Origin of the sequence: Lentzea sp. CC55 (assembly GCF_021056325.1) — a bacterium.
Classification (GTDB): Bacteria; Actinomycetota; Actinomycetes; order Mycobacteriales; family Pseudonocardiaceae; genus Lentzea; species Lentzea jiangxiensis.
In genome coordinates, this window is the sequence record NZ_JAJCXE010000022.1 from 564360 (window position 1) to 581060 (window position 16701).

The 16701-nt window shown below is 69.5% G+C and carries 19 protein-coding genes; 12 read left to right on the top strand and 7 right to left on the bottom strand.

Annotated elements, in window-relative coordinates:
- Together L6E10_RS18530 and phoU are read left to right on the top strand one after the other, a co-directional pair.
- Positions 1–1953: LCP family protein (locus L6E10_RS18530; RefSeq protein ID WP_236220740.1), on the top strand; the 1953-nt coding region annotated here is incomplete at its 5' end.
- 72 nt (positions 1954–2025) lie between these two features.
- Positions 2026–2691 carry a phosphate signaling complex protein PhoU gene (gene phoU / locus L6E10_RS18535; RefSeq protein ID WP_236220741.1) on the top strand — a complete coding sequence of 222 codons (666 nt, stop codon included), beginning with the start codon at positions 2026–2028 and terminating at the stop codon, positions 2689–2691.
- 13 nt (positions 2692–2704) lie between these two features.
- Here the strand turns inward: phoU and L6E10_RS18540 are convergent, their stop codons facing one another.
- The 7 genes from L6E10_RS18540 to L6E10_RS18570 all read right to left on the bottom strand — a co-directional run bounded on the left by L6E10_RS18540 (position 2705) and on the right by L6E10_RS18570 (position 9631).
- Entirely contained in the window at positions 2705–3865 is a 1161-nt protein-coding gene (locus L6E10_RS18540; protein WP_236220742.1) for a hypothetical protein, read from the bottom strand.
- 10 nt (positions 3866–3875) lie between these two features.
- On the bottom strand, positions 3876–4652 hold the full coding sequence (gene pstB / locus L6E10_RS18545) for a phosphate ABC transporter ATP-binding protein PstB (protein ID WP_236220743.1): 777 nt from the start codon (positions 4650–4652) through the stop codon (positions 3876–3878).
- Between the two features lie 10 nt (positions 4653–4662).
- A complete protein-coding gene (gene pstA, locus L6E10_RS18550) occupies positions 4663–5577 on the bottom strand; it encodes a phosphate ABC transporter permease PstA (protein WP_236220744.1) in 915 nt (304 codons plus the stop codon).
- On the bottom strand, positions 5574–6638 hold the full coding sequence (gene pstC / locus L6E10_RS18555; protein ID WP_236220745.1) for a phosphate ABC transporter permease subunit PstC: 1065 nt from the start codon (positions 6636–6638) through the stop codon (positions 5574–5576). Before pstC ends, pstA begins: the two co-directional genes overlap by 4 nt.
- Before the next feature lie 33 nt (positions 6639–6671).
- On the bottom strand, positions 6672–7784 hold the full coding sequence (pstS, locus tag L6E10_RS18560) for a phosphate ABC transporter substrate-binding protein PstS (RefSeq protein WP_236220746.1): 1113 nt from the start codon (positions 7782–7784) through the stop codon (positions 6672–6674).
- 199 nt (positions 7785–7983) lie between these two features.
- The gene (gene mshD / locus L6E10_RS18565) at positions 7984–8859 is read right to left on the bottom strand and encodes a mycothiol synthase (protein WP_374236936.1); all 876 of its coding nucleotides are present in this window, start codon (positions 8857–8859) and stop codon (positions 7984–7986) included.
- Between the two features lie 10 nt (positions 8860–8869).
- Positions 8870–9631, bottom strand: a complete 762-nt coding sequence (locus L6E10_RS18570; RefSeq protein ID WP_236220747.1) for a response regulator transcription factor — start codon at positions 9629–9631, stop codon at positions 8870–8872.
- A gap of 174 nt (positions 9632–9805) precedes the next feature.
- Between L6E10_RS18570 and L6E10_RS18575 the strand changes: the two genes are divergently transcribed.
- The 10 genes from L6E10_RS18575 (at position 9806) to L6E10_RS18615 (ending at position 16663) form a co-directional block, all read left to right on the top strand.
- Positions 9806–10528, top strand: a complete 723-nt coding sequence (locus tag L6E10_RS18575; protein WP_236220748.1) for an alpha/beta hydrolase — start codon at positions 9806–9808, stop codon at positions 10526–10528.
- A complete protein-coding gene (locus L6E10_RS18580; RefSeq protein WP_236220749.1) occupies positions 10525–11343 on the top strand; it encodes a DUF2993 domain-containing protein in 819 nt (272 codons plus the stop codon). Before L6E10_RS18575 ends, L6E10_RS18580 begins: the two co-directional genes overlap by 4 nt.
- Positions 11340–11750, top strand: a complete 411-nt coding sequence (locus tag L6E10_RS18585; RefSeq protein ID WP_236220750.1) for a thioredoxin family protein — start codon at positions 11340–11342, stop codon at positions 11748–11750. The genes L6E10_RS18580 and L6E10_RS18585 overlap by 4 nt, the downstream gene beginning before the upstream one ends.
- A gap of 85 nt (positions 11751–11835) precedes the next feature.
- Positions 11836–11907 (top strand): putative leader peptide, encoded by a 72-nt coding sequence (locus L6E10_RS41210; RefSeq protein WP_374237096.1) that lies wholly within the window; start codon positions 11836–11838, stop codon positions 11905–11907.
- A 72-nt stretch (positions 11908–11979) separates the two neighbouring features.
- The gene (locus tag L6E10_RS18590) at positions 11980–12417 is read left to right on the top strand and encodes a DUF4395 domain-containing protein (RefSeq protein WP_308102815.1); all 438 of its coding nucleotides are present in this window, start codon (positions 11980–11982) and stop codon (positions 12415–12417) included.
- A 29-nt stretch (positions 12418–12446) separates the two neighbouring features.
- Positions 12447–13292, top strand: coding sequence for a sulfurtransferase (locus L6E10_RS18595; protein WP_090102316.1), 846 nt, complete (start codon positions 12447–12449; stop codon positions 13290–13292).
- Positions 13292–13591, top strand: a complete 300-nt coding sequence (locus L6E10_RS18600; RefSeq protein ID WP_236220752.1) for a DUF1416 domain-containing protein — start codon at positions 13292–13294, stop codon at positions 13589–13591. Before L6E10_RS18595 ends, L6E10_RS18600 begins: the two co-directional genes overlap by 1 nt.
- An 854-nt stretch (positions 13592–14445) precedes the next feature.
- The gene (locus tag L6E10_RS18605; RefSeq protein ID WP_090102320.1) at positions 14446–15057 is read left to right on the top strand and encodes an FABP family protein; all 612 of its coding nucleotides are present in this window, start codon (positions 14446–14448) and stop codon (positions 15055–15057) included.
- 149 nt (positions 15058–15206) lie between these two features.
- On the top strand, positions 15207–15794 hold the full coding sequence (gene pxpB, locus L6E10_RS18610) for a 5-oxoprolinase subunit PxpB (RefSeq protein WP_236220753.1): 588 nt from the start codon (positions 15207–15209) through the stop codon (positions 15792–15794).
- The gene (locus tag L6E10_RS18615) at positions 15791–16663 is read left to right on the top strand and encodes a biotin-dependent carboxyltransferase family protein (RefSeq protein ID WP_236220754.1); all 873 of its coding nucleotides are present in this window, start codon (positions 15791–15793) and stop codon (positions 16661–16663) included. The genes pxpB and L6E10_RS18615 overlap by 4 nt, the downstream gene beginning before the upstream one ends.
- Positions 16664–16701: the final 38 nt, after the last annotated feature.

Below are 16701 nucleotides of genomic sequence, written 5' to 3' on the forward strand. Positions count from 1 at the left end.
AGCGGCCCCCGGCCGATGCCCCCGCGGGCGGAGTCGAGCGGTCCGCGCCCGATGCCCCCCGCCCTCTCCAACCGGCTCGGCGCGCCGTCGGACGCGCCCACTCCGGCGGAGGAGACCCAGGTCGACGGGCCGGGACCCGAAGCCACCCAGATCGCCCCCGCGGCGGGTGTGGCCAAGGTCGAGAAGCGCGAAGACATGGACCCGATGAGCCTCACCACCGAGATGGAGGCCATCGGCGAGGACGTGAAGAAGCGCCGCGAGGTCGACCACACCCTCGCGCGGTTCTCCGCGGTGCACGACGAACTGCTCGAGCAGGAGCGCCAGCGCAAGGAGCGGCGCGCCAAGCTCATGCCGTGGGTCAAGGACGAGGACGATCCCGACGAGGAGGCGACCCAGTTCGCCGACCCGGTGGTCGTCGACGACGAGACCGGCGAGCCGCGGGTCGTGGGCCGCACGGCCCAGCAGCGCAAGTGGATGCGCACCGCGCGGATCGGCGCGATCGCCGCCGCCTCCGTGATCTTCGCGTCGACCGGCATCGGCTGGAGCGCGATGAAGTGGGCCGACTCCAAGATCCAGAAGATCGACGCGCTCGGCGGCAACTCGCAGGCGGTGCAGCAGGCCGAGAAGCAGCTCGGTGACGAGAACTTCCTGCTGGTCGGCTCGGACACCAGGGCGGGCGCGAAGGCGGGTGACAACGTCGGAACGCAGGCGCAGGAGGGTGGCGCGCGCTCGGACGTGCTGATGCTCGCGCACATCCCGGCCGACCGGAAGCGCATGGTCGTCGTGTCGCTGCCGCGTGACGTGCGCGTCGACCGGCCCGCGTGCCGCAGCTGGAACCCGGACACCGGGCAGTACGGCGGTCCGCTGGCGCCCGAGGAAGAGGTCATGGCGAACTCCGTCTACAACGACGGTGGGCCCGAGTGCGTCGCCAACATGATGACGCAGCTGTCCGGACTCAAGATCAACCACTTCGTCAGCATCGACTTCAACGGCTTCCGCGAGATGTCGACGGCGATCGGCGGCGTGGAGATCTGCACGCCGACGAAGATCGTCGACGGTGAGCTCGGCGTCGTCATCGACAAGCCGGGCAAGCACCTGCTCAAGGGAGACCAGGCGCTGCAGTACGTCCGCGCGCGCAAGGTCATCGGCGACGGTGGCACGGACTTCGACCGCATCAAGCGCCAGCAGGGTTTCCTGTCCGCGATGCTGCGCCAGTCGTTGTCGAACGAGGTGTTGCTCAGCCCCACCAAGCTGAACAACTTCATCAACGCCCTCACCAGTTCCACCGTCGGCGACAACATCGACGTGGCCTCGCTGCTGGAGCTCGCGAACTCGTTGCAGAGCCTCGACGCGGGACGCGTCTCGTTCGTGACGATGCCGCACTGGACCGACGACAACAAGCTGATCGACATCCCGGACGACAACATCGAGCGGCTGAAGGACGACGACGTCAAGGCGTTGTTCCAGACGATCATCGACGGAACGCCGCTGCCGCAGGAGAAGCCCGTCGACGCCAAGCCGGGGGACGCGAATCCCGCGGCCCCGCAGCCCGGCACGGTGATCGACCCCAAGGAGATCTCCATCCAGGTCCTCAACGGCGACCCGACGAACGGCGGCGCCGTCGCCAGGACGTCGAACGGGTTGGAGCAGCAGGGCTTCAAGATCGCCAAGCGGGACAACGCGCCGGAGCGCGCACCGAAGACGATCATCAGGTACGCGAAGGGCAACGAGAACAAGGCGGCGACGCTCAAGGCCGCCGTGCCCATCGCGGAACTGGTGGAGGCACCCGAGATGGGGGGCGCCGTCCAGTTGATCATCGGTGCGAACTTCGACGAGAAGATCGTCTCCCCGAAGGCGGGCACCCCCGCCGGCACCAACCAGGGCCAGACCCAGCAGCCCGGCGGCGACTTCGCCGTGGTGAACGCCGCGCAGGACCCGTGCGCGGCGAAGTGATTCGCCGGGGGTTCACCTCCGGTTCATCCTTCGATGTCGCTGCCGCGGTGGTCGGGACGTAGGCTGAGCGCCATGCGCGAGGCCTACCACGACCAGCTAGAACAGCTCGCCGACCAGCTGGCCGACATGACCGGCATGGTCGCCGAGGCGATGCAGAACGCGACCGCCGCCCTGCTGCAGGCCGACCTCGGCTTGGCGGAGCAGGTCATCAGCGGCGACCAGAAGGTCGACGACGTCCGCTCCAGCATCGAGGAGCAGTCGTACGCGCTGCTCGCGCTGCAGGCACCGGTCGCGACCGACCTGCGCACCGTGCTGGCGGTCATCCACGCCGCCGAGAGCGTCGAGCGGATGGGCGACCTGGCCCTGCACGTCGCCAAGGCCGCCCGCCGCCGCCACCCGGCGTCGGCGCTGCCCGAGGACGTGCGGCCGTACTTCTCCGAGATGGGCCAGATCGCGGTCAAGCTCGCGAACGAGGCCGCGGAGATCATCCGCGAGAAGGACGTCGACCGCGCGCGCAGCCTCGAAGAAGAGGACGACGCGATGGACGACATCCACCGCCACCTGTTCTCCGTCATCATGGACAAGGAGTGGCAGCACGGCGTCCCCGCCGCGGTGGACGTGACGCTGCTCGGCCGCTTCTACGAGCGCTACGGCGACCACGCCGTGTCGGTCGCCAAGCGCACGGTCTTCGTCGTCACCGGCCGGATGCCCGGCTACGGTGGCGACGAGAACCTCTGAGAGCGCCGCTCACTCAGCGAAACTGCCCATCGCGTTCCGCCGCGAGCTCCGGATCGGCGTAGGCCTCGGAGAACTCGGCGAGCACGGTGGGCAGTTCTTCGTCCCACGCCGCCCGCGCCTCGTCGCGCGGCAGATCCCGTGCGTCCACGGTGAAGTACGCCCAGGCCCGCACCAGGTCCGGCAGCAGGGCCAGGTCCTCTTCGGACACGTGCAGCTTCGCGGCCACGTTGAGGATCAGCACCGCGGTGAGCGACGCGGGCCCGTACACCACGGGGTCGCGGTTCTGCTCCACCGCTGCGGAGACGACGATCCGCGCGAACGCCCGCGCGGCCTCGGTGTCGGCGATCCCGTGCTGTGAGGCCAGGAACGCCTCGACGACCTCGTCCGTCCTCTCCGGACCGATGACGGGGATCTGGTACTCGCTCGGCACCAGCGCGCTGACGCGGGCGTCGGCGAGGGCGATCAGCTGGACGGGGTGCCGCACGTCCTCGTCGCCCATGAGGCCTTCCTCGGCCTCCTCGTCGGGCCCGTCCGCCCAGAACTGCTCGACGTCCGGCCACACGCGGTCGTAGACGCCGGAGGCGCTGAGCGGGGTGATCTCGTCTCGGAACGCGTCCGGGGTGGAGGCGATCATGTCCTCCAGCAGCGCCACGGTGCCCTCGTCCGGCGTCGAGAACAGCTCGATCGCGGTGGCCCCGAGCACCGGCTGGCGCATGAACAGCACGGTCTCGCCCACACCGGCGCGTTCCTGGGTGATCGCGATGACCTCCACGTCGCCCAGCAGGTTCGTGACGAGGAAGGCGTCGCGGAAGTCGGAGACGGCGCCCGGGACGTACCAGTCCGGCTCGGCGACGCCGCGGGCCGCGACGGCCTGCGCGGCCTCGAACGCCTCGGCCCTGTGCTCGGCGGAGCCCACGCCGGACAGCGCGCGCAGCGCGGTGAGCGCCGCCGGGTCGTCCATCGCCTTCAAGGCCTCGACCATCGGCGTGTGGCCGGAGCCGGCGAGCCAGAGCGTGGCGTAGAGCTCGCTCGCCCAGGCGTCCGCGAGCAGCCACGACTCCGAACGCAGCGCGGCCGCCGACTCGAGCAGCGCCCCGTACGGGGACTGCTGCTCCTGCCGGCGGCCGGGTGCCTTGCCTTGCTTGCGCTTGCGCGACTTGCTCTGCGGGCTCACGCCCAGGAATTTAGCCGAACCGGCCGGAGATGTAGTCCTCGGTCGCCTTCTGGCCGGGGTTGGAGAAGATCTTCTCCGTGTCGTCCACCTCGATCAGCTGTCCCGGCTGACCGACACCCAGCAGGTTGAAGAACGCGGTCTGGTCGGACACGCGCGCCGCCTGCTGCATGTTGTGGGTCACGATGACGATCGTGTACTCCTTCTTCAGCTCGGTGATCAGGTCCTCGATCGCCAGCGTGGAGATCGGGTCCAGGGCCGAGCAGGGCTCGTCCATGAGCAGCAGGTCGGGCTGCACCGCGATGGCGCGGGCGATGCACAGGCGCTGCTGCTGACCACCGGAGAGGCCGCCGCCCGGCTTGTCGAGCCGGTCCTTGACCTCGTTCCAGAGGTTGGCGCCGCGCAGCGAGCGCTCCGCCACCTCGTCGAGCTTCTTCTTGTCCTTCATGCCCGCGAGCCGCAGCCCGGCCACCACGTTGTCGCGAATGGACATCGTGGGGAACGGGTTGGGGCGCTGGAACACCATGCCGATGGTGCGGCGCACCTCGACCGGGTCCACAGTGGACGCGTAGATGTCCTCGCCGTCGAGCAGCACCTTGCCCTCGACGCGGGCGCCGGGGGCGACCTCGTGCATGCGGTTGAGCGACCGCAGCACGGTCGACTTGCCGCAGCCGGAGGGGCCGATGAACGCGGTGACGTTCTTCGGCGGCACCGCGAGCGAGACGTTCTCCACGGCGTGGAACTTGCCGTAGAAGAGGTTCAGGTCCTTGATGTCGAGTCGCTTGGCCATGTCCGCCCGCTCACTTCGTCTTCGGCGCCAGCGTCCGCGAGATCACGGTCGCCAGCAGGTTGAACAGGGTGATGATCAGCACGAGCGTGATCGCCGCGCCCCACAGGCGCTCGAAGCCCGCCTGCGTCGGGTTGTTCCGCTCGTTCACCATCATCAACGGCAGCGACGCCATGGGGCCGTCGAAGAGGTTGTAGTTGATGTACGGGGCGTACGCGGCGAGCACGAGCACCGGTGCGGTCTCACCCATGACGCGGGCGAGGGCCAGCATGATGCCGGTCAGGATGCCGGACAGGGCCGTCGGGATGACGATCTTGACGATCGTCTTCCACTTCGGGATGCCGAGCGCGTAGGAGGCCTCGCGCAGCTCGTCCGGGACGATCTTGAGCATTTCCTCGGTCGTGCGCACGACGACCGGGACCATCAGCAGCACCAGGGCGAGCGACACGGCGAACGCGCTGCGGCCGAAGCCCGCGTAGGTGATCCACACCGTGTAGACGAACAGCGCCGCGACGATCGACGGCACACCGGTGAGGATGTCGACCATGAACGTCGTGGACTTCGCCAGCTTGGAGCGGCCGCCGTACTCGACGAGGTAGATCGCGATCATGATGCCGATCGGCACGGAGATGACGGCGCAGATGAGACCCTGTACCAGGGTGCCGTAGATCGCGTGGTATGCGCCGCCGCCCTCCTGGCGGGCGAGCAGGCCGGACAGCGACTTCTGCCACCAGTCCCCGTCGAGGATGACCGGGAAGCCGCGCTCGAGCACGGTGTAGAGCACCCACACCAGCGGGACGATGGCGACCAGGAACGCGCCCCAGACGAGGCCGGTGGCGAGGCCGTTCTTGATCCGGCGGGAGACGCTGACCGACTGGAACGTCGGCGGCGTCGCGAGGCGCGTCGGGTCGGCGAGGTTCGTGCTCACTCGTACTCCTTGTGGCCGGCGACGATCGAGCGCGCGATGGCGTTCACGACGAAGGTCAGCACGAACAGCACCAGACCGGCGGCGATGTAGGCGCCGGCCGAGCGCGGGTCGTTGAACTCCGGTGCGGCCAGCGCGATCTTCGAGGCGAAGGTGGCACCGCCGTCGAAGAGCGACCAGCCGAACGCCGAGGTCGCGGTGCTCAGGATGATCATGACCGCGATGGTCTCGCCGAGCGCGCGGCCGAGGCCGAGCATCGAGGCGCTGACGTACCCCGCCTTGCCGAACGGCAGGACGGTCGTGCGGACGACCTCCCACTTGGTCGCGCCGAGCGCGATGGCGCCCTCGATGTGCATCGTGGGCGTGCGTTCGAAGACCTCGCGGCTGACGGCCGTGATGATCGGCAGGATCATCACGGCGACGACGATGCCCGCGGTGAAGACGGTGGCGCCGAGCTGCAGGTTCACGTTGCCCTTGGCGAACAGCGGGAACCAGCCGAGGTTGTCGACCAGCCACTGCGAGACCGGGTAGAGCTCCGGGCCGAGCACGAACAGGCCCCACAGGCCGAAGACGATCGAGGGGACTGCGGCCAGCAGGTCGATGACGTACGCGAACGGCCGGGCGAGGTTGCGCGGCGCGTACTGCGTGAGGAACAGGGCGATGCCCAGCGCGATCGGCATGGCGATCAGCAGCGCCAGGATCGAGACCACCACGGTGACCAGCAGCAGGTCGAGGATGCCGAACCGCAGGTCCTCCGGGTTCGAGGTGTTCCACTCGCGGCTGGTCAGGAAGTTGACGTTGTCCAGCCCGAGCGACGGGATCGCCTGCACGATCAGGAACAGGCCGATCGCACCGATGAGCGCGACGATGAAGACACCGGATCCCGTCGCCAGGCCGCGGAAGATGCGGTCACCGGGCCGAACGTGCGGTGCCTTTGGGGTTTCTGGAGCTTCCGGTGTCGGGAGAATCGGAGCCTCCGAGGCGTGGGGAGCAGCCGCGACGCCCCGCTCCGCTCCGGGTTCACCGGAGCGGGCGGGGCGCCTGGCCACGACGGGATCGTTCATCGCGTCAGCGTTGGTCGAAGTGTCGCATCAAGCTCAGGCGATCGCCTTCACAGCGGTCAGCAGCTTCTCCTGGAACGCCTTGGGCAGCGGCACGTAGCCGGCCTCGGCGAGCTGCGCCTGGCCCGAGGTGGCGGCGACGGTCAGGAACGCCTTGACGGCCTTCGCGGTGTCGGCGTCGTAGCCCTTGGAGCAGACGATCTCGTAGGTCGCGAGGAGCAGCGGGTACGCACCGGCGGCCTTGGAGCCGTAGATCGAGTCGAGGTCGAGGACGAGGTCGTTGCCCTGACCCTTGATCTTGGCCTCGTCGATCGCCTTGCCGGCCGACTCGGCGGTCAGCTCGACGGCGCCGGCACCGGAGTCGATCTTGGCGATCGACAGCTTGTTGTCCTGCGCGAACGACCACTCGACGTAGGTGATCGCACCGTCGATGGAGCCGACGGCCTGCGCGACACCGGCGGACTTCTCCTTGCCCTCGCCGACACCGCCCTTGAACTGCTTGCCGTCACCCTTGGTCCAGCCACCGGCGACCTTGAGGTACTTCTGGAAGTTGTCGGTGGTGCCCGACTCGTCCGAGCGGTAGATGACCGCGATGTCCTTGTCCGGCAGGGTTGCGGAGCCGTTCAGCGCCTTGATGGCCGGGTCGTTCCACTTCTTGACCGCACCGGAGAAGATCGCGGCGGTGGTCTTGGCGTCCAGCACGAGGCTGTCCACACCGGACACCTTGTAGCCGATGGCGACGGGGCCGAAGACCAGCGGGAGGTTCCACGCCGGGTTGCTCTGGCAGCGCTTGGCGGCGGCCTCGGTCTCGGCGCCTTCCTTGAGGGCGGAGTCCGAACCACCGAAGTCGACCTGGCCGGCGTTGAAGTTCTTCACGCCCGCACCGGAGCCGGAGGGGTTGTACGCGAGGTCCACACCGGGGCAGGCGGCCTGGTAGGCCTGGACGAACGCGTCGACCGCGTTCTTCTGCGCGGAGGAGCCCTCAGCGTTGAGCTTGGTCTTGCCACCGCACTCGACCGGGACGGAGGCAGCGTTCGACGTGGTGTTGTTGCCACCCGCCGGCGCGTTGTTGTCACTGCCACATGCACCGAGCAGCAGCGCGCTGGCCGCGACGAGGCCGAGCACGGCACCGTGCCGCTGGATCTTCACTTTGGTCCTCCACCTTGCGGAAAGCAGTAGCGGTTTCGCGACGGACGCCGCCGCTCGCTACGGAAGGTAGGTAGCCAGAATGGACAACCCACCTAGACAGGGTGAACGGGAGGTGAACACAGGACGGGAAGTGACGGGTCACACGGCCGAACGAGTGACTGCGTGACCAGGGCGTATGCGTATTGTGACGGTACGTTGACTACCGGGCGTACTGGACGTCGGCGTCCCACAGGGTGAAGCCGAGCTTCGTGTAGACGCGGACCGCGGCAGCGTTGTCCGCCTCGACGTAGAGCATGACTTCCTTGACGCCCTGTTCGCGCAGGTGGCGCAGGCCCGCGAGGGTCAGCGCCCTCCCGAGACCACCGCCCTGGCTGTCCGGGTCGACGCCCACGACGTAGACCTCGCCCAGCTCGGGCGTGTGCACCTTCGTCCAGTGGAAGCCCGCCAGCCTGCCGTCGCCGTCGAACGCCAGGAGGAACCCCTCGGGGTCGAACCAGTCCTCTTCTTCCTTGGCGCGGACGTCCTCGATCGACATGGAGCCCTGCTCGGGGTGCCAGTCGAACGCGCGGTGGTTCACGTAGACGACCGCGGCCTCGTCCTGACCGGGCACGAACGGCCGGATGGTGATGCCCTCGGGCAGCTCGGGCTCCGGGAGGTCGTTCTCGACGCGCAGCCGCATCCGCAGCAGCTCGCGCACCTTGCGGAAGCCGAGCTTGGCCGCCAGCCTCTCGGCGTCCGGGTGGCCGCCGTGCGCCCAGATGCGCAGCGACTCCTGGGGCAGCGCCTTGACCAGCGCCTCGCCCACACCCTGATGGCGGTGCTTCGGGTGCACGGCGAGCTCGGCGACCTTGTTGCCGCCGGAGTCGCCGACGAGGTCGACGTGCGCGTACCCGGCGAGCTCGCCGTTCAGGTGCGCGAGGAGGTGGCGGCTGCCCTGCGCGCCGGGACGCATCCTCAGCCGCACGGCCTCGCCGACCGGTGCCACGCCGTCGGTGCTCCCGGCCGCCTCCAGCAGCCCCGTCACCTCGGCGGCCTGGTCGGCCGCCAGCTCCTCGAACCAGCTCAGTTGCGCCACACAGGCGAACCTACCGCGCGATCAAACGATCATCCAGGACGCGAGCGGAGTCGTCGATCTCCACCTCGGCGATGTCGGCCGGGCGGCGGGACGAACCGGGACGCGGCGGGCGGACGAACTTGTAGCCCACGTTGCGGACCGTGCCGATCAGCGCCTCGTGCTCGGGGCCGAGCTTCGCGCGCAGCCGTCGCACGTGGACGTCGACCGTCCTGGTGCCGCCGAAGAAGTCGTAGCCCCAGACCTCCTGCAGCAGCTGCGCGCGGGTGAACACCCGGCCCGCGTGCTGCGCGAGGTACTTGAGCAGCTCGAACTCCTTGTAGGTGAGGTCGAGCGGACGGCCCTTGAGGCGCGCGGTGTAGGTGGCCTCGTCGATCACGAGGTCGCCGAGCTGCAGCGCGCCGTCGCCACCGGGCTGGGTCGTGCCGCGGCGCGAGCGCACCAGGCGCAGGCGGGCGTCGACCTCGGCCGGGCCGGAGTTCGGCAGCAGGATCTCGTCGACCGACCAGTCGGAGTTCACCGCGACGAGGCAGCCCTCGGTGACCACGGCCACCACGGGGACGTCCACGCCGGACGAGTCGAGCAGGCGGCACAGCGACCGGGCGCCGACGAGGTCGGTGCGGGCGTCCACCAGCACGATGTCGTGCGGGCCGGCTTCGAGGAGCGCGGAGACCTCCGGGCGCAGCGGCCGCACGGCGTGGGGGAGCAGAGCCAGCGCGGGGAGCACCGCCTCCGGGTCCGGGTCTGTCGTCAGCAGAAGCACGTCGATGCTCATCGCGGCGCCCTCCAAATCGGCCGTGGACGGTCACCTCGACCAGACCAGCGGCGTACGGTGACCGGGCCCCGTTGCCTGCGGATGACGGAGACGATACCGGTGCACCCCCAGAAAGTCCCAGGTCAAGAAGCCGTGCTCACACTTGTTTCCACAGACGTCATGCCTGTTACATCCGTGTCACACGACGGAGTGCGCCTGCACGGCGTCCACCACAGGGGTGACGGCGACCTCGCTTTCGTTGTGGGACACGGGTTCACGAACAACGTGCGCAAGCCGTACGTGGCGCGGGTGCTGGCCCGGCTGGCCCGCCGGGCCGGGGTCGTCGCGTTCGACTTCCGCGGTCACGGACGCTCCGGCGGCCGCTCCACGGTCGGCACCGACGAGGTCCACGACGTCGAGGCGGCCGTGCTCAAGGCGCGGGAGCTCGGGTACTCGAAGGTCGCCACGATCGGGTTCTCGATGGGCGCCTCGATCGTGCTCCGGCACGCCGCTCTCGGCGCCACCAGGCCGGACGCCGTCGTCGCGGTGAGCGGGCCCGCCCGGTGGTGGTCCCGGGAGACCGCTCCCATGCGCCGGGTGCACTGGCTGCTCGAGCAGCCGCACGGCAAGCTCGCCGCGCGGGCGATGGGGGTTCGGCTCGGCGACGGCTGGGTACAGGCGCCGGAGAGTCCGCTGGAGGTGGTCGCCCGCATCACGCCCACCCCACTGCTGATCGTGCACGGTGACCTGGACCACTATTTCTCCGTGGAGCACGCCAGGTCCCTGCACCGCGCGTCCTGCGGACATGCCGAGTTGTGGATCGAGCCCGGCATGCGGCACGCGGAGTCGGCGGCGACTCCTGACCTGGTAGACCGGATGGCGACCTGGATCGCCGGCAACGTCGAGGACGAGGGATGACTGCGCACACTCCTGCACGGCCGCGGAAGAAGAAGTCTCGGCGCGGGAAGTTCCTCGTCATCACGGTGATCGTCCTGGGCGTGCTGCTCGTGGCGGCCGACTTCGCGCTGGCCGCGGCGGGCGAGTACCAGATCGCCCAGCGGATGCGGGAGAAGCTGCAGCTCAGCGAGGACCCGTCGGTGCGCATCAACGGCTTCCCGTTCACGCTGCAGGCGTTGCGCGGCGACTACCGGCACGTGGAGATCCGCGCGTACGGCGTGCCGATCCGCAACGAGCAGCAGGGCGTCGACCTGCGCGACCTCGACGTCGAGGCGGACCTGCTGCACACCCGCGTCGAGCTGTCGGACCTGCTGGCGGGCAACGTCTCCAAGGCGACCATCGACACCGTCAGGGGCAGCGTGCGGATCAAGGCGCTCGACCTCAACCGGCTGGCGAACCAGGTGACGCCGTTCGACAAGCTCTCGATCGAGCCGGACAACCGCGTCGCGGCACCGGCGGCAGCGGACCCCGCGGCCCCGAAGACGACGGCCGCGATCAAGCTCTCCGGCGAGACCAACGTCGCCGGCAAGGTCGTCACGCTCACCGCGTACGGCCAGATCGCCCTGGTCAGCGGTTCGATCCAGATCACCATCGACGACATCGAGCTGAACGACGCCTCGCTCAAGCAGATCGTCCCGCAGCTCCGCCAGGCGCTCGCGATCAAGATCGACCCCGGCACGCTGCCGTTCGGCGCGACGCCCACCGCCGTCGAGGTGGAGAGCGGTTCGTTCAAGCTGTCCGGCGAGATCGCGGACGTGCCGCTGGTGCAGCGGTGACAGGGGTGTGGGCGCTGCTGGGCGCGCTGGCCGCGGCCGGCGCGATCGGCGTGCTGCTCAAGGTCCGCGAGGGCCGCGTCTCCCACCGCGCCCAGCCGTCGGCGGACCTGCCCGCTCCCGTGCGCGACCTGCTCGCACCGGGGGTGACGCTGGTCCAGCTCTCCACGACGTTCTGCGCGCCGTGCCGGCACGCGAAGGTGGTCCTGCGCGACCTGGCCGACCGCGTCGACGGCCTCACGCACGCCGAGCTGGACGTCACGAACCTCCCCGAGGTCGCCGCGTCGCTGGGCGTCCTGCGCACCCCCACCACGGTCGCCCTGACGGCCGACGGCACCGAGGTGTTGCGAGTCGGCGGCGTGCCGAAACGCGACTCGTTGCTCGAAGCCCTGCGCCCGCATCTGCGCTGAGCCGGTCGGGTGAACCTGCGTTGTTCCACCAAGTGGACATACCTCCCGCACCGAGGGATTGAGGGCTACCCTCGCTGGCATGACCATGCTGCTCACGAAGCGACGCGCGGTTGACCTGTGCCGCACGCGCAGCAGCCTGTGTCGCACGACGAGCTGACCCGGGCCGCTTGACGCCCGTCAGCCACCTCTGCCGGACTGAATCCACTCGTCCGTCTGCCCGGAGGTCGTCGTGCCCAAGGACAACCCTGTAGACCCTCGCGGACCGCGCTTCTCCGCCTGGATGACCACAGCCATCCTCGCGATCGTGTTGCTCACCGGCTGGTGGCGTCTCCTCGCCGCCCAGACGGTGCTCTTCGCGATGTGCGCGTTCATCTCGCTGAAGCTCAACCCGTGGGGTCACGTCTACCGCTACGCGATCCAACCGCGCCTGACCCCGACCACCGACCGCGAGGAAGCCGCCCCGCTGCGGTTCGCGCAAGGCGTCGGGTTCGTGTTCGCCCTGATCGGCACCCTCGGCTACGCCACCGGCCTCACCACGCTCGGCATGGTGGCCACCGGCTTCGCACTGGTCGCCGCGCTGCTGAACGCGGCGGTCGGCCTGTGCCTCGGGTGCGAGGTGTACCTGCTGCTGCGCAGGCACGTGCCTGCCCTCGCTCGACCGCAATAAGACACGCACTACTACAGGAGCAACTTCCCATGAGCCGTGAGAACGTGCTGGTCTCGGCCGCCTGGTCCGAGGAGAACCTCCAGACGCCCGGCGTCGTGTTCGCGGAGGTCGACGAGGACACCACCGCGTACGACGGCGGCCACATCCCCGGAGCCGTGAAGATCGACTGGAAGAACGACCTCCAGGACCCGGTCCGCCGCGACTTCGTCGACCGCGAGGGCTTCGAGAAGCTGCTCTCGGCCAAGGGCATCTCCAACGACGACACCGTCATCCTCTACGGCGGCAACAACAACTGGTTCGCGGCCTACGCGTACTGGTACTTCAAGCTCTACGGCCACCAGAACGTGAAGCTGCTCGACGGCGGCCGCAAGAAGTGGGAGCTCGACGGCCGCCCCCTCGACAAGGAAGAGGTGACCCGCCCCGCCACCTCGTACCAGGCGCAGGAGCAGGACCTCTCGATCCGCGCGTTCCGCGACGAGGTCGTCGAGGCCATCGGCAACAAGAACCTCGTCGACGTCCGCTCCCCCGACGAGTTCTCCGGCAAGCTCCTGGCCCCGGCCCACCTCCCGCAGGAGCAGGCGCAGCGAGGCGGCCACATCCCGTCCGCCGTCAACGTCCCGTGGTCGAAGGCGGCCAACGAGGACGGCACCTTCAAGTCCGACGAGGAGCTCCGCGAGCTCTACGCCGAGGCGGGCTTCGACGGCAGCCGCAAGACCATCGCGTACTGCCGCATCGGCGAGCGCTCCTCGCACACCTGGTTCGCCCTGCGCGAGCTGCTCGGCCACGAAGACGTCAAGAACTACGACGGTTCTTGGACGGAGTACGGCTCGCTGATCGGCGTGCCGATCGAGCTCGGTTCCGGCAAGGAGTCCTGATGACCAACGGATGCGGAGCCCCCGCCCAGGGCGGCTCGATCGACGTCTCGACCACGGAGACGGTCCTCGAGGGCAAGGTCCTCTCCGAGGGCACCCCGGTGGGCGGCGCCTTCGTCCGCCTGCTGGACTCGACCGGCGAGTTCACCGCAGAGGTCGTCACCTCCCCCGAGGGCGACTTCCGCTTCTTCGCCGCCCCCGGCAACTGGACCGTCCGCGCCCTGCACCGCACGGGCAACGGCCAGGCCGACGTGTCGGCCTCCGGCCCCGGCGTCCACGCGGTGGAGATCGCGGTCGCCTAGGCAGACCTGATCGGTAGGGCGAAGGCCCCGGCGGTGACTCACCGCCGGGGCCTTCCACGTCCGGGGTGGGGCGCGGGGCGGGCAGGCAGGGCGGGCTGGCAGTCGCGATGCCGGAGGCGAGCCACCAGGCGCAGGGCCGTACCCCCGCTGGCGCGACGCCGAAGGAGAGCCGTCAGACCCAGCGCGCCGTCGCACCCAGACCACCGCGACGCCGAAGGCGAGCCGTCAAACCCAGCGCGCCGTTGCACCCAGACCACCGCGACGCCGAAGGCGAGCAGTCAAACCCAGCGCGCCACCACACCCAGATCACCGCGACGCCGAAGGCGAGTAGTCAAACCCAGCGCGCCATCGCACCCAGATCACCGCGATGCCGAAGGCGAGCCGTCCTTCCAAGACACCTCGGGTGGGGTGGCTTCGTCACGAGTCGTGCCTCAGCTCTGGCCGCGCCCGAGGAGGGGTGTCAACTCGACACGCTCTTCGTCGAGTTGACACCCCTCCTCGGGTGTGGCTCGCTCCGGCCCGGCTCGTGACGAAGCCACCCCACCAACGCAAGAACCAACGCAACCGGCAGCCGCCCAACGCACCAGGCGTGCCATCAACCCACCAACGGCGCCGGCCCAGGCTTCGGATCAGATCGGCGGGGTCCGGGGCAGAGCCCCGAGCAGTAGAACCGGCACCCGCCAACGCAAAACGACCCGGGACCGGTGTCCTCCACCACCACAACCCTGCACGTCAAACCAGCCGGGATATCCTCATCCCGTGGAACACATCTTCACCGGACTCCTGGTGCTAGTGACGATCGCCGTTATGTGGTTCGCCGGCTACGTCGTCTACCGCCTCTACTCCGACCAGCGATGACCAGCGGCGACGAGGCCATCCGCCTGGCCGAGGAACGAGCTGCCGCCACCAGAGCGCGCAACCTCCCGCAGTTCGACGACATGCCGATCCCGGCGGACACGGCGAACCTGCGCGAGGGCGCGAACCTGAACGACGCCCTGCTGGGTGTGCTGCCCCTCGTGGGCGTGTGGCGGGGCGAGGGCGAGGTCGTCTACCCGACGATCGACGGTCCGTTCCGGTTCGGCCAGCAGATCACGTTCGCCCACGACGGCCGTCCGTTCCTCGTGTACGAGGCGCGCAGCTGGCTGCTCAACGAGGCCGGCGAGGTCATCCGGCCCGCCGCTCGCGAGCAGGGTTTCTGGCGCCCGCAGGCGGACGACACGATCGAGCTGCTGCTGACGCACAACACGGGCATCGTCGAGCTGTACTACGGCAAGGTGCGCACGCAGACGTCCTGGGAGTTCGAGACCGACGCGGTCATCCGCTCGGCGAGCGCCAAGGACGTGAAGGCGTCGCAGCGCCTGTACGGCGTGGTGAACGGCGACCTCGCGTACGTCGAGGAGCGCGCGATGATGGGCCAGGAGATGCAGCCGCACGCGTCGGCGCACCTCAAGCGCATCGTCGGCTGAGCACCCGCCGCGGACCACGAACCACAGACCGCAGAACACGGGATGCAGGCATCGATCGTTCAACAATCCTGCAAGCGTATTGCGGGATTGTTGAACGATCAGCGTGTCGGATTGTTCAACGATCCCACGATTCCCCGTAACATGGGTTCATGCTGCTGCGGCGCTGCGGAACCGACGCCCTCCTGGTCGAGGTCGACTCGCTGACCGAGGTCGCGGCCGTCCGCGCCGCCCTCCAAGGTGTCGACGGCATCGAGGAACTGGTCCCGGCCGCGCGGACGGTGCTGGCCAAGGGCGACCTCCACGGCATCAGGGCCGCCCTGAAGACCGTCGACCTCACCCAGGCCCCGGCCACGCACCCGCGCGAGATCACCATCCCGGTGACCTACGACGGCCCGGACCTCGACCTGGTGGCGGAGACCGCCGGCACCACCGCCGACGAGGTCGTCGAGCTCCACACCACCGCCACCTACGAGGTGGCGTTCTGCGGCTTCGCGCCGGGCTTCGGCTACCTGACCGGCCTCCCGGAGGTCCTCCGGCAGCCGCGGCTCGACTCGCCGCGCACCAAGGTCCCGCAGGGTTCGGTCGGCATCGCGGGCGAGTTCACCGCCGCCTACCCACGAGCCACACCGGGTGGCTGGCGGCTGATCGGCCGCACCGAGATCACGCTCTTCGACCCGAGGGCCGAGACCCCGGCGCTGCTGCAGCCCGGCGACCAGGTCAGGTTCGTGGTCGCATGAGCCGCACCGTCAGGATCATCAGGACCGGCCCGCAGGCGCTGGTCCAAGACCTCGGCCGGCCGGGCAATGCGCACTTGGGCGTCCCGCCGTCCGGCGCGGTCGACCCGCACTCGCTCAAGCTGGCCAACCGCCTCGTCGGCAACCCCGAAACCGCGGCGGGGCTGGAACTGCTGCTGGGCGGCCTCGCGGTCGAGGCGAACGCGAGCTGCACCATCGCCGTCACCGGTCCGGCGGTCGCGGTCCGGGTCAACGGCAGGCTCGCCGACTCGCACCACCCGGTCCACCTGAAGGCCGGCGACACCCTGGAGATCGGCACGCCGGACACCGGGCTGCGCACCTACCTCGCGCTCTCCGGCGGCATCGACGCCCCCGAGGAGCTGGGCAGCCGCTCCACCGACCTGCTCTCCGGAATCGGTCCAGACCCCTTGCGGGACAACGACGTCCTCGAACTCGGTCCACCGAACCCGGCCACCGGCGCGGACGTCGTACCCCCGCACGAGGCGCCGCCGGCGTTGGTCATCCCGATCCGCCTCGGTCCGCGCGACGACTGGTTCGAGAACGCGGAAACCCAGCTGCGGCAGGGCTCCTGGACCGTCTCCGACCGCAGCAACCGGGTCGGCGCGCGGCTCGGCGGCACGAAGCTGAATCGTCGTGACGGGGAGATCCCCAGCGAGGGGATGATCACCGGCTCGGTGCAGGTGCCGCCGGACGGGCAGCCCGTGGTCTTCCTCAACGACCACCCGACGACGGGCGGCTATCCCGTCATCGGCGTCGTCGACCCCGGCCACCTGCGGTTCCTCGGCCAGGCGCGGCCGGGGACGGAGGTCCGGTTCCTGCCGGTCGACTGGGCATCCGGGTCATTGACGTGAGTGGTCCAGACCAAATACCGTAACGACCAGGCCGCCGC